9 protein-coding genes, 1 tRNA gene and 1 pseudogene are annotated in these 12,099 nt (G+C 67.6%); 5 read left to right on the top strand and 6 right to left on the bottom strand.

Features of this window, described 5'->3' with window-relative positions; translation table 11 throughout:
* Positions 1–247 precede the first annotated feature (247 nt).
* Positions 248–1,447 carry an aminotransferase class I/II-fold pyridoxal phosphate-dependent enzyme gene (locus RTM68_RS13370; RefSeq protein ID WP_312171703.1) on the top strand — a complete coding sequence of 400 codons (1,200 nt, stop codon included), beginning with the start codon at positions 248–250 and terminating at the stop codon, positions 1,445–1,447.
* 13 nt (positions 1,448–1,460) lie between these two features.
* Here RTM68_RS13370 and RTM68_RS13365 read toward each other — a convergent pair whose 3' ends face one another.
* Complete coding sequence (locus tag RTM68_RS13365; RefSeq protein ID WP_312171700.1) at positions 1,461–2,273, bottom strand: carbon-nitrogen hydrolase family protein; 813 nt, start codon at positions 2,271–2,273, stop codon at positions 1,461–1,463.
* Positions 2,274–2,352: 79 nt separating this feature from the next.
* Between RTM68_RS13365 and RTM68_RS13360 the strand changes: the two genes are divergently transcribed.
* Positions 2,353–2,426, top strand: a tRNA-Met gene (locus tag RTM68_RS13360).
* 121 nt (positions 2,427–2,547) lie between these two features.
* On the opposite strand, the gene RTM68_RS13355 is transcribed toward RTM68_RS13360, so the two are convergent.
* Positions 2,548–3,012, bottom strand: coding sequence for a hypothetical protein (locus RTM68_RS13355; RefSeq protein WP_312171697.1), 465 nt, complete (start codon positions 3,010–3,012; stop codon positions 2,548–2,550).
* A 4-nt stretch (positions 3,013–3,016) separates the two neighbouring features.
* Positions 3,017–4,336, bottom strand: a complete 1,320-nt coding sequence (locus tag RTM68_RS13350) for a hypothetical protein (protein WP_312171694.1) — start codon at positions 4,334–4,336, stop codon at positions 3,017–3,019.
* A gap of 221 nt (positions 4,337–4,557) precedes the next feature.
* Here RTM68_RS13350 and RTM68_RS13345 point away from each other — a divergent pair, with 221 nt between their 5' ends.
* The gene (locus tag RTM68_RS13345) at positions 4,558–5,148 is read left to right on the top strand and encodes a hypothetical protein (protein WP_312171691.1); all 591 of its coding nucleotides are present in this window, start codon (positions 4,558–4,560) and stop codon (positions 5,146–5,148) included.
* A 131-nt stretch (positions 5,149–5,279) separates the two neighbouring features.
* Here RTM68_RS13345 and RTM68_RS13340 read toward each other — a convergent pair whose 3' ends face one another.
* Together RTM68_RS13340 and RTM68_RS13335 are read right to left on the bottom strand one after the other, a co-directional pair.
* Positions 5,280–8,186, bottom strand: coding sequence for a UPF0182 family protein (locus tag RTM68_RS13340; protein WP_312171689.1), 2,907 nt, complete (start codon positions 8,184–8,186; stop codon positions 5,280–5,282).
* A 46-nt stretch (positions 8,187–8,232) separates the two neighbouring features.
* Positions 8,233–9,327: a PDZ domain-containing protein gene (locus RTM68_RS13335; RefSeq protein ID WP_312171686.1), complete on the bottom strand. Its 1,095-nt coding sequence runs from the start codon at positions 9,325–9,327 to the stop codon at positions 8,233–8,235.
* 118 nt (positions 9,328–9,445) lie between these two features.
* Here RTM68_RS13335 and RTM68_RS13330 point away from each other — a divergent pair, with 118 nt between their 5' ends.
* Both RTM68_RS13330 and RTM68_RS18980 read left to right on the top strand, forming a co-directional pair.
* On the top strand, positions 9,446–10,852 hold the full coding sequence (locus RTM68_RS13330; RefSeq protein ID WP_312171685.1) for a zinc-dependent metalloprotease: 1,407 nt from the start codon (positions 9,446–9,448) through the stop codon (positions 10,850–10,852).
* A gap of 81 nt (positions 10,853–10,933) precedes the next feature.
* Positions 10,934–11,800: a hypothetical protein gene (locus RTM68_RS18980; RefSeq protein ID WP_396654232.1), complete on the top strand. Its 867-nt coding sequence runs from the start codon at positions 10,934–10,936 to the stop codon at positions 11,798–11,800.
* A gap of 19 nt (positions 11,801–11,819) precedes the next feature.
* Here RTM68_RS18980 and RTM68_RS18975 read toward each other — a convergent pair.
* Positions 11,820–11,987 (bottom strand): annotated as a pseudogene (locus RTM68_RS18975) (3'-5' exonuclease); the annotation flags it as partial.
* Positions 11,988–12,099 lie beyond the last annotated feature (112 nt).

Raw genomic sequence — 12,099 nt, 5'->3', positions numbered from 1 at the left:
CCCTGGCCGACGTTCGCCGGGGCAGCGGCGCGCGGGGTCTCGGCGGCGGCCGGGGTCGTCGAACGGTCGACGGCCTCTGCTGCCTCGGTGGACGGCACGGCGTCGTGCGACGCGGGTACCGAGTGGTCCTGGGTGCTGTCTTCGTTCATGGTGTGCTCCTTCAACAACGCCCCTTCAGAGTGACGTGTGTATCTGTGCGTTTCGTATGGCGAAGATGAGTTTCACCTATGGCCTTAGCCTGTTCTTCATGAGTGTCATCCCCGGCGCATGGCGGCGCACGGCAGCGGGAGCCGGTCTGCTCGCATCCGACGGAACCGTCGCGCCCACCATCTTCGCAGAGATGTCGGCTGCTGCGGCCAGAACCGGGGCGATCAACCTCGGCCAGGGCTTCCCCGACGAGGACGGTCCCACCGAGGTGCTCGAGGCCGCGCGTGATGCGATCGCGCGCGGGGCGAATCAGTATCCGCCCGGTCGCGGTGTTCCCGATCTGCTGTCGGCGATCAGCGAACATCAGCGTCGCTTCTACGGACTCGACGTCGATCCCGCCACCGAGGTGATCGTCACGGCCGGTGCGACCGAGGCTCTGACCGCGACAGTCCTCGCGCTGATCGACGGTCCGGACGATGAGGTGGTCGTCTTCGAGCCGTATTACGACTCGTACGCCGCGGCCGTGGCGTTGGCCGGCGCTCGCCTGCGCACCGTGCCGCTCAGGGCACCCGCGTTCCAGCCCGACCTCGACCGGCTCGCCGAGGCCGTCACCGACCGCACGCGCATCATCCTGGTCAACGACCCGCACAATCCCACGGGTGCCGTGTTCGATCGCGAGGTGCTGAGCGAGGTCGTCCGTCTCGCCGAGAAGCACGATGCGGTGATCGTCACCGACGAGGTCTACGAGCACCTCGCGTTCCACACCCCGCACACTCCGATCGCCACTCTGCCGGGAGCAGCCGAGCGCACTCTGACGATCTCCTCCGCCGGCAAGACGTTCTCGACGACCGGTTGGAAGATCGGCTGGGTGCACGGCCCGGCCGATCTCATCACCGCGGTCCTGACGGTCAAGCAGTACCTGACGTATGTCAACGGCTCGCCGCTGCAGCCGGCCGTCGCCGTCGGATTGCGACTCGGCGACGAGTACTTCACAGAAGCCGCGTCGGCGCTCGCCCGCAAGCACGAGATCCTCGGAGCCGGCCTGGAAGCGGCCGGATTCACGGTGTTCGCCCCGCAGGGCGGGTATTTCACCGTCGCCGATGCCACGGCCCTGGGCGGATCGGACGCCGCGCGGTTCTGTCGGGAGCTCCCGGAGCGCGCGGGCGTCGTCGCGATCCCCCTCACGGCGTTCGTCGCCGAGGCGCATCACGACGACGTCGCTGGTCTCGTGCGCTTCGCGGCATGCAAGCGCGTCGATGTCCTCGAAGAGGCCGCGCGGCGCCTGGCGACCGGCTTCTGAGTCGACCGGGGCGTCAGCGCGGGGTGACCGCGTAGCGGCGCACGCGCAGCGACGGATTGGTCTCGCGCACACGATCGATCGCCGCGCGCTCGACTGCGGCGATCGCGATGCCGTCGTGCACCCCTACCCCGGCGATCACGACGCCCTGCGGGTCGATGATCTGCGAGTGCCCCACCCCGACGGGAGTCGGATGGTCGGCGGCGACGACATAGGTCGTGTTCTCGATCGCCCGCGCGGCGAGAAGCGTGGTCCAGTGGTGCTCCTTGAGCGGGCCGCGCACCCACTCGGCCGGCACCACGAGCGCCTCGGCACCCGCATCGACGAGAGTGCGCGCGACCTCAGGAAAGCGCAGGTCGTAGCAGGTCAGGAGCCCGAAGCGGATGCCGGCGACCTCGAAGGTGGCCGGCCCGAGCTCGCCGGCCTCGATCCAGTCAGACTCCGTCTGACCGAAGGCATCGTAGAGATGCTGCTTGCGGTAGGTCGCGAGGATTCCGTCGCCACGCACGGCCACCACCGTGTTGTGCACATGGCGAGCATCAGAGGCCCGCTCGACGAGACCCGCGACGATCACGACGCCGTGATCCGCGGCGAGAGCGGTGAGAGTCGACACGAACTCGCCCTCGAGCGCCTCGGCGTTCGCTGCCAGGGTCTCATCCATCGGGTTGACGAAGTAGCTCGAGTACTCGGGGAACACGACCAACCGTGCGCCACGGGACGCCGCCTCCACGGTCATCGCGGCGATGCGGTCGCGGTTGCCCTCTCTCGACGCGGTGGGTGCGAACTGGCAGACGGCGACGGGAACGGCGGCGGATGCGGTCTCGGTCATGCTCACATCCTTCCCCATGGGGTGCGCGGCGGCCTCGATTCGCGGACTCCCGATTCCCGTGTTAGGCTATAAAACGTGCCGCGGGGTGGAGCAGTTCGGTAGCTCGCCGGGCTCATAACCCGGAGGTCGCAGGTTCAAATCCTGTCCCCGCAACGAGAATGCGACACACGAAAGCCCCTGATCGGGAGAAATCCAGATCAGGGGCTTTTTCGCATCCCCATGCTCACCGTGCCGCAGCCGAGGCTCATGGAGAGCACTCGGCTGCGGCAGGCACTCAGCGGTAGCTGCGGGTGAGCTCCGGGCCTGTGGGCTCCACGAACTTGACCCTGATGCTCTCGAGCGACGGTGTGTCGTCGACGGTGTACGTCATCACGACGCGGTCCCTGTTGGCGGATCCGCCGTCCGGGAGGATGAGCACCCGCGCGAGCGCGAGCCTCTCGAGGAAATCGTCCGTCGAGGCGCCGATTCGATCCCGCTCCCACGTCTGGAAGACGCCGGCCGCGGAGGAGCTGTCGCGGCGCAGCCCCTCTTCGATGGTGGTACGCCCCATCTCGTCGAGGAACGCCAGATTGTCGAGCACCATGTCGACGTCGTTCAGGACGCCTTCATCGAAGCGATCCGGATAATCGATCTCGATGCGCGCCTGCACATCCTTCCCTCCGAACGACACCGAGCCGTTCATGGCGCCACCGCCCGGTCCGCCGTCGAGGGTGATCGGACCGAGATGACGACTCTCCATCAGCTCACACCCCCAGGTTCGCGCTGAGGATCTCTTCGGCGAGGAGGCGCGAAACCTCCTGCGAAGCCGCCGCATCAGACGAGAAGTAGTCCTCGACCGTCGCGTCGAACAGCTGATGACCTCGGGCGTACTCGGCCACGGTGAGGGCGAGGCAACGCGCCGTCAGCGTGTAGAGATCGCTCGCGGCGTAGTGGGTGCCGTTCGAGGAGCGTCCGACCCCGGCGTTTCGCGGGGTCGGGTTCGCACCCGGCGCGCTGCCGAGCGTCGCTGCCGCACTGGCAAGCTCCGTATCGATCCTGCCCATGCTGTTCGACACCACCGTCGCGTTGCTCCTGTCCATGCTCATCGTGCCGTCGCCGAGAGGGTACGGCCCGAGAGCGAATGCATCGAGGTTGTACGTGGAGTTGTCGGAGCGCATGATGCTCGCTGCTTCGGTCATCGCGTCATTGAGCTTCTGCTCCTGCTTCTCGAGCGCCTGATCGAGCTTCGTCAGTGCTTCATCGAGCGAATCGAGAATGTCGGAGTAGGTGTTGCCGGAGATGACGACGTCCCGTGCGATCCCCTGCACGCCGCTGCTCACCGCTCCCGCGATACCTGCGAGCACGGCCGCTGCGGCCACTGTCCCGGTACCCGCTGTCACGACGGCGGAGACGACCCCTGCGACCGCCCCGACCACGGTGAGCACCAGCGTGCCGTTGGCGGCTGCCGCGTTGCCCGCCTTCTGATCCCATGCGGCGCGCGCGCTGTCGCAGATCGACACCACGTCTTGTCGCGCGGCAGGCCACATGGCCGCCTGAGCACTGTAGTTGAGTTGCAGGATGACGCACGCATCCCCCAGACCGTGAGTGACGGACTGGAACTGGATGTAGTACTTGTCGATGAAGGCTGGCTTGAAGCTGCCCTCGATCTGATTGGCCATCATCTCGTGCACCGAGTCGCTGGCAGTCGCGATCGCGCCGGTGTTCTGAACCGATGCGCCGGCGCCGGAAGTGCCGAGGATCGCCGCCGCCGCCGAGGTCGCACTCGCCGGGGTTTCGCACGCGTCGCCTCCGTCCGGAAGGTTCAGCCACTTGGAGACCCGCGAGTCGATCGCCGCTCGGATCTCATCGAACGCGGGTGCGACCGAGTGGTTCACGCCGTTGCCGTCACCGCCGCCCTCCCCTGCGGCATTCGGGCGATTGTAGAAGTTGAGCATGAAGCCCCACTTCGCATAGATCTGGTCATTCCCCCAGTTCGGGTGAAAGCCCTGATCCGCCATGAAACAGTCGATCGCGGCCAGTTTCATCTGGCCGATGATGTCCGAAAGCTCCGAATAGTCAGGCATGTCTCGATCCCCTCCAGTCTCGATGTCACTGAGGTGTCGGCCGCACGTCCTCTCGAACGCCATGGCCACGCCCCGCAGAGAGACTATCGATTCCTCGCCTCTTTCGCGCGGGGCAGGACGACAACGGGCAGGGCGCGGCGTGACTGGTTAGACTGTCCACCCGAACGGCGCGAACGTCGACGGCGGCACGGTCGGCGGGCATCAACGACCGGAGGCTCATCATGACGCAGACACCTGACACCGCCGCTGAGCGCCGTCCCGCGCCCGCAACCGATCCGCCTCGACGCGCGATCGTCGGCATCTGGATCGGCGCTTTCGCGCTCCTCTTCTCCGCCGCGCTGATCATGCTGTTCCTCCCGATCGCTGCCCTGCTCCCGCTCGCCGCGGGGGCTGCGGTCCTCGCGGTCATCGCTCTCATCCTGGGGATCCGTGGCCGACGTTCTCGGGAATCTCGCGCGGGAACGGCGGCCGTCGTCGTCGCTACGGTCGCACTGGTCGTCGATCTCGCGCTGATCGTCGTGATGGCGGTCGGCGTCCTCGGTGGCAACGGCCTCACCCAGGTTCAGGTGCGGGCCACGGGCGGACCCACTTTCACGGTGCTCTACGCCGATGACACGCGGTCGTATGACGAGGAGTGGTCCTCCAGCGGATGGAAGCAGTACACGACCACCGGCGATTCGGCGGAGATCACCGTCAAGGCGCCGGATGACGACACCGACTCAGCCGTCAGCTGCCAGATCCTGTGGAACGGCGAGCTGGTCGTCGAGCAGAGCGGCACCGGCTCGGTCACCTGCCAGTACGACGCGGACTGACCTCGAGCCGGATCCTCCTGTCGTCTCCGCTGCTGTTGCCCTCGTACCCGGGCGCACTGCTGCGAGGATCCGTCCGGAGACGACTGATGCCGCCCCTCGGGGAGGGGCGGCATCAGGCACTGGAGGGGCGACTACTCCCCCGAATCCGCTTCCAGTCCGAGCAGGGTGTTCACGGCATCCGTGAGCCTCTTGTCAGCCTCGGCGAACTTGGTCAGGTCGCCCTCCTTCAGAGCGGCCTCACGATCTGTCAGCGCCTGCTGGGCTGCCGCGAGCGCTTCGGCCTCGACGTCGGTCGGCACGGTGGGCTCCGTGGGCTCGGTCGGCACCTCACCGGTGTCGGGATCCGGAGTGGTCGGTTCGACCTGATCGTCGCCACCCGTCGCGCCGGAGTCACCACCGAAGAGGGTGTCGAGCGCCGCGGTGAGCGTGTCCTCGAACGCGACCTTGTCTCCGAAGGCCACGAGGACCTTCTGCAGTCGCGGCAGCTTGGTGCCCTCGGACGACTGCACGTAGACGGGCTGCACGTAGAGCAGACCACCGCCGACCGGCAGCGTCAGGAGGTTTCCGTAGAGGACCTCCGACTCACCCTGCTGCAGCAGGTTGAGCTGCGGCACCACGGCCGTGTCGGAGTTGTAGGTGTTCTGCACCTGACCGGGACCGGGCACCGTCGTGTCGGTGTCGATCTCGAGCATCCTGAGCTGCCCGTATCCCTCGGCCTTGACGCCGGCTTCGGACCCTGCGTCCGAATCGACGGCGAGGTAGCCCATCAGCACATCGCGGTTGCCACCGCTCCCGGTCGCCGACGGGATGAACGTCGAGAACATCGAGAACCGGGGCGAATCCTGACCTGGCATCTGCATCGTCAGGTAGTACGGCGGCTGGAGCACCGCGTCGCTGCGCGGGTCGTTGGGCGTCTGCCAGCGGTTGTCCTGCTGCGCGAACGAACCTGCCGTGTCGATGTGGTAGATCCCGAGGACATCGCGCTGGACCTTGAACAGGTCGGTCGGATAGCGCACGTGGCTCATCAGGTCGGACGACATGTCGCTGACCGGCTTGAGAGTCGACGGGTAGATGTTCTGCCAGCTCTGGAGCACGGGATCCTCCTCGTCCCAGGCGTAGAGCGTCACCGATCCGTCGTAGGCGTCGACCGTGGCCTTGACCGAGTTGCGGATGTAGTTGATCTCATCGATGGCGAGCGTCGGCGAGGGGATGTTCGAGTCGGCGATCGCCTCGGACAGGCTCACACTCGTCGAGTACGGGTACGTGGCGCTCGTGGTGTAGCCGTCGATGATCCAGACGACGCGTCCGTCGACCACGCTCGGATACGGGTCGCTGTCGAGCTCGAGGTACGGCGCGACCTTCTGCACGCGAGTCTTCGGGTCACGGTCGTACAGGATCTGCGAGTCCTCGTTCACCAGGTTCGAGAAGAGGATCTGCTCGGACTGGAACTTCAGTGCGTAGAGGAGCTTGGTGAACGTGTTGCCGATCGCCGGCCCACCTTCACCTTCGAACGTGGTCTTGGTCTCGGTCGAACCGTCCTTGCCACGCGGATAGTCGATCTCGACGGGATCGGTGCCGTCCGGAGACCCGACGATCGAGTACTCGGGCGAGTTCTCGCCGAAGTAGACGCGGGGCTCGAACTCCTCCTGCTCGGTGAGGAATCCTGCGGAGGGGATCCCGCGCTCGAGGAAGACCGGCTCACCGTCGGGCGTGCGCTGGTTTCCCGCCGCGACGACGAGTCCATAGCCATGCGTGTAGACGGCTGCACGGTTGTTCCAGTTGGTGACGTCGACGCCTTCCATGTCGAGGTCGCGCACCGAGACGACGGTGTCCTGCATCTCGCCCTCGATCTCGTAGCGGTCGACGTCGAGGTTCTCCTGGAACTGGTAGTACCCGCGATACTGCTCGAGCTGGCGCACGGCAGGGCTGATCACGGCGGGATCGACGATGCGGATCGACGCGGTGGTCTCCGCGTCCTCTCGCAGCTGACCGGCCTCGGCATCGGTCTCGGCCTCGAAGGGCGTGGTCTCGAGGTCCGCGACGCCGTAGGCCTCCTTCGTCCCGTCGATGTTCTTCTGGTAGAACTCGGCCTGGTAGGCGTTCTGGTTCGGGCGCACCTGGAAGGTGGTCACGGCCCACGGGAACCCGACCCCCACGACCAGCGAAGCGACGATCAGCAGTGCGGTCGCTGCGAGCGGGAAGCGCCAGCGGCCGATGACGGCCGTGACGAAGAAGAGGATCGCCACGAGCGCGGCGATGATCGCGAGGATCGCGAGACCGGGGATCGTCGCGTTGACGCCCGTGTAGGCAGGACCGACGATGCGGTCGTCCTGCGCGAAGAGCGTCTTGTAGCGGTCGAGCCACAGGCTCGCCGCCTGGACCAGCAGGTAGAGACCGGCGATGATCGCGAGCTGGATGCGAGCGGGTTTGGAGATGCGCAGCTCGCCCTGGCCGATGCGGACCGAGCCGTAGAGGTACGAGACCAGGGCGGTCACGATCAGGGTGAGCAGCAGCACGGCCGACACGAATGCCAGCAGGATCGAGTAGAACGGCACCGCGAACATGTAGAACCCGGTGTCCAGGCCGAACTGCGGGTCGAGGGTGTCGGTGGCGACGCCGTTCGCCCACAGCCAGACCGTCTTCCACTGGCTCGCGGCCGAGAACCCGGCGAACAGGCCGAAGAAGATCGGCATGCCCCACATGGCGAGACGACGAAGAGGTTCGATGACCTCTTGGTAGCGGTCGAGCTGCGAGCTGAGCCGCACGTAGACGGGCCGCAGGCGGTATGCCAGCTGGATCGCGACGAACAGCGGCACCGCCATGCCGAGGAACCCGACGACGAACATCACCGCCGTGGCGAACCACTGGGTGGTGAGAACTCCCGCGAAGCCCACCTGGTCGAACCAGAGGAATTCGGTGTAGAACGACGCGAAGACGAAGAAGACGGCGATCAGCGCGGCGATGATCGCCAACGAGATACCGAAGATTCTTCGCGAGGTTCGAGGAGTGGCCGGGTTCGGTGCAGAAGTCGAGGTCACCGTCCCATCCTAGGCATCCCTTACTGTGCTGCGGCTGTCATCCCGGTCACGGCGAGGTCACGACGTCGCAGGTCGGGAGCGATTCCAGGTCGCCACCGTCGGCGATCACCTCGAGAGCGGTGAGCGAGTCATCGAGGGTCTCGGTGCTGATCACGGTGAGCCCGTCGGGGACATGACCGGTCACTTCGCCGCAGTTCGACTGCGGCGCGAGGAAGAACTCCGCGCCGGCATCACGTGCACCGTAGAGCTTCTGGCGGATGCCGCCGATGGGTCCCACCGTTCCGTCTGCTTCGATCGTGCCGGTGCCCGCGATGTTCTCGCCGCCGTTCAGCTCGCCCGGGGTCAGCGTGTCGACGATGCCCAGGGCGAACATCATTCCCGCACTGGGTCCGCCGACGTTGTCGAGCTGCAGGGTGACGTCGATCTCGAAGTCGTAATCGGTTCGCAGGGTGACACCGATCAGCCAGGTCGTGACGTCTCCCTCGACCTGCTTCTCGGGCGTGACCTCGACGGTCTGCTCCTCGCCGGCGCGGAGCACCGTGAGCACCACAGGGTCTCCCCCGGCATCCTGGATCGCCTGACGGAGCTGCTTCGCCGAGTCGACCGCAACCCCGTCGACGGCGGTCACGACGTCGTCGCTCTCGAGAGAGCCCTGCGCCGGTGAGTCCTCGAGCACGTCGACGACCGTGACCTGAGCGCCCGTGTCGTAGCCGAGGGCGTTCAGGGCTGCGGCTGTGGCCTCGTGCTGCGAGTCGACCATGAGCGTGGCGTTCCGCTCGTCGCGCTGCTCGGTGGTGACGCCTTCGGGGAAGACCGAGTCGAGCGGGACGACGGCTCGCGACGAGTCCATCCATGCGAGGGCGAGCTCGAACCAGCTGGGCGTGCGCTCCCGGTTGCCCACGACCTGCACGGTGGTGAGGTCGAGGGTGCCCGCGGTCTCGAACGTCTCCGCACCTTCGATGTTGATCAGGGGAACCTGCTCGCCGTCTGCATCCGCCGCGGTGCCGAGGGTGTCATACACGGGCCCCGGTCGCTGGATCACATACGGCGTCGGCAGAAACGTCAGGACCACGAGTGCGACCAGGGCGACGACCAGCGCCCAGACTCCGAGTCCGAGCCTCACAGGCCGGGTTCGATCCACAGGTTTCCTCCGTCGTTCGCGAGCGGCGTACAGCGATCTGTCCGCGTTCGGGGTCTCGCGGGCGCTCCTGTGACTAGCGTAGAGGCCACGGCTTCAGACGTGCTGAGAGGCGACAGCGATGGCAGACAACGATCCGACCCCCGAGGACTTCGAGGAGTTCCTCCGACGAATGATGTCCGGCCAGGGAGCCGGCGACATCGATCCCGAGGCGCTGCGCAACGCGTTCTCCGGGATGGACGGGCTCCAGCTGGACCCGGCGATGATGCAGACGATCATGGCGCAGCTCCAGGGCGCCTTCGGCGGCGGCGACGCCTGGGAGAACTCCCTCCGCCAGGCGCTGCACATCGCGAACCGCGACGGCCTCGGCATCACCGACGGCTCTCGCACCTCGCTGACGGACTCCTTCGCACTCGCGGATCTCTGGCTCGGCGAGGCGACGACCATCTCGGAGCTCGCCGAGACCCCGAGGGCCATGACCCGGGGCGAGTGGGTCGAAGCGACGCTGCCGGTGTGGAAGGAGATCGCGGAGCCCGTGTCGACGAGCATCGCCGACGCCCTCACGAGCGCACTCGACACCCAGGTGCCCGAGGACATGCGCGGACTCGTGCAGGGAGCGGGCAAGCTGATGCGCGGTCTCGGCGGATCCGTGTTCGCGGCGCAGTTCGGCCAGGTGCTCGGCAATCTGTCGCTCGAGGTCGTCTCGGGCGGTGATGTGGGCATCCCGGTGCTGCCGGCCGGCACCGCCGCCGTGATCCCGCAGAACCTCACCGCCTTCGGCGAGGGGCTCGAGATCCCCGAAGACCAGATCACGCTCTACCTCGCGACGCGGGAGCTCGCCTATGCGCGGCTCTACCGTCATGCCAAGTGGCTGCATCTGCACGTGATGGCGCAGATCACCGACTTCGCCCGGGGCGTCACGGTCGATGTCGACGCGCTCGAAGACGTGGCGAGCCGCCTCGATCCGTCGAACCCCGAGGAGCTGCGCGCGGCGATCGAGGGCGGTGCATTGCTGCCCACGCAGAGCGAGGCACAGAGCGAGGCACTCGCACGGCTCGAGAACCTCGTCGCGACGATCGACGGCTGGGTCGATGTGGTGACGGCGCAGGCGACCTCTCGTCTTCCGGACGGTGCGCGCATCGCCGAAGCGGCGCGCCGCCGACGAGCGGTGGGCGGTCCGGCCGAAGACGCGCTGGGCGCGCTCGTGGGGCTCAAGCTGCGTCCGCGTCGCCTGCGGGAGGCATCCGCGATGTGGCAGGCGGTGACCGATGCCGTCGGCACCGAGGGACGCGACGCTCTCTGGGACTACCCCGATCTGATGCCGACGTCCGAGGACATCGACGACCCGTCCGCGCTCGTCGCACGTCTGCAGGCCAGGGCCCGCGGTGAGCAGCCTGTGGCCGACGAGTTCGACGAAGCCCTCGCACGCCTGCTCGACGGAGACGATTTCTCGAGCGACGGCTCCGGGGCCGCCGATACGGGCGAGCAGGGCGAAGACGAGGGGCCCGGGGGCGACCGCCCGGTGTGATGCGCGGTCGCACCGCGGGGAGTTCTCCACGGATGCTGTGCGGGCGCCCAACACACGCGGCAGAGTACGCAGAATCGAGGGATGTCTCCGCTGACGCCCAAGGTCCTCACTCGCCTCGATCCTGATGTGCCTCTGCTGTGGCGCGACGGCGAGACGCTGCAGATCGGCATCGAGGGCACTCTGCGGATTCCCGCATCGGCCCCGTGGGTCGAGCTGCTCGTCGGCAGGATGGCGACGGGATTCCGTCGAGGAGCGTTCGACGTGGTGGCCCATTCCGTGGGCGCGCCCCGCGGGGAGGCGCGCCTGCTCCTCGCGCGTCTGGAACCGCTCCTCGTCGACGACGCTCCCCCGCCGAGAGCCGCGTGGGTCGAGAGCATCGACGTGCGCGACGCGCGCTGCGAGTTCCGTCTGCGTGAAGCGCTGATCGACGAGGGGGTCGCGCAGGGCGAGCGGACCGCGGCCGAGGACATCGGCGTGGTCCTCATCGAGGGCGCTGCCGCGGCGTTGCAGTTCGCGCGCTACCTTCGCGACGACACTCCGCATCTGCCCGTCGCGCTGGAGCGGGGGCGCACCACGGTCGGCCCCCTCGTCGTGCCGGGCGAGTCACCCTGCCTGTCGTGTCGCGACGAGCACGAACGCGACCGAGACACCGCATGGCCGCGCATGCACGCGCAGCTGATCGGCCGATCCGCCGGGCCGATCAGCGTCGCGCGCATCGCCGATGCGGCTCGACTCAGCGCGAAGCTGCTTCTCACCGATTCGGTGTCGGGCTCGTTCGTCGAGGTCAGCGCCGACGGCCACCACGTGTGGCGTTCGGTGACGTTTCACGAAGAATGCCGGTGCCGCGAGCTGTCGTTCCTATCTCCGCAAGGAACCGAGACGGAGCCCGCTCCCCTCGTCCCGCAGAGCGCGACCATGACACCGCGAGGGTACGCGCGGCGCGCGTGACGCCGACATAGGCGAGACGACGCTCCTCGTCGATCGCCTCGAAGCCCGTGGCGTACGAGATCGGCAGCGCCCCCTCCGCCCAACCGGCGAGGTGGACGTGCGGCCACTCGAGTCCCTTCGCGGCGTGCAGGGTCGAGAGCGTGACCGTGCGCATCGTCGGCTCGTGCTGATCCTTCGCTCGGGCCATCAGCGCATCGCTGAAGGTGCGGAGGTTCTCGTCCGGGCCCGCCTCCTCGGCGAGGCGGAGGATGGCCGCCCGCGCCTCCCAGCCGTCGCGCTGCGCGCCACCGGCAGCCGGC

It is taken from the genome of Microbacterium sp., assembly GCF_031988965.1.
Taxonomy (GTDB): domain Bacteria; phylum Actinomycetota; class Actinomycetes; order Actinomycetales; family Microbacteriaceae; genus Microbacterium.
Note: the sequence above shows the minus strand (reverse complement) of the source record. Positions and strands in the feature narration are given on the sequence as shown.

Bases quoted from the DNA above. Each gene is read 5' to 3' on its own strand.
- RTM68_RS13370 (WP_312171703.1), top strand. From the start codon at position 248: ATGAGTGTCATCCCCGGCGCATGGCGGCGCACGGCAGCGGGAGCCGGT.
- RTM68_RS13365 (WP_312171700.1), bottom strand. From the start codon at position 2,273: ATGACCGAGACCGCATCCGCCGCCGTTCCCGTCGCCGTCTGCCAGTTC.
- RTM68_RS13355 (WP_312171697.1), bottom strand. From the start codon at position 3,012: ATGGAGAGTCGTCATCTCGGTCCGATCACCCTCGACGGCGGACCGGGC.
- RTM68_RS13350 (WP_312171694.1), bottom strand. From the start codon at position 4,336: ATGCCTGACTATTCGGAGCTTTCGGACATCATCGGCCAGATGAAACTG.
- RTM68_RS13345 (WP_312171691.1), top strand. From the start codon at position 4,558: ATGACGCAGACACCTGACACCGCCGCTGAGCGCCGTCCCGCGCCCGCA.
- RTM68_RS13330 (WP_312171685.1), top strand. From the start codon at position 9,446: ATGGCAGACAACGATCCGACCCCCGAGGACTTCGAGGAGTTCCTCCGA.
- RTM68_RS18980 (WP_396654232.1), top strand. From the start codon at position 10,934: ATGTCTCCGCTGACGCCCAAGGTCCTCACTCGCCTCGATCCTGATGTG.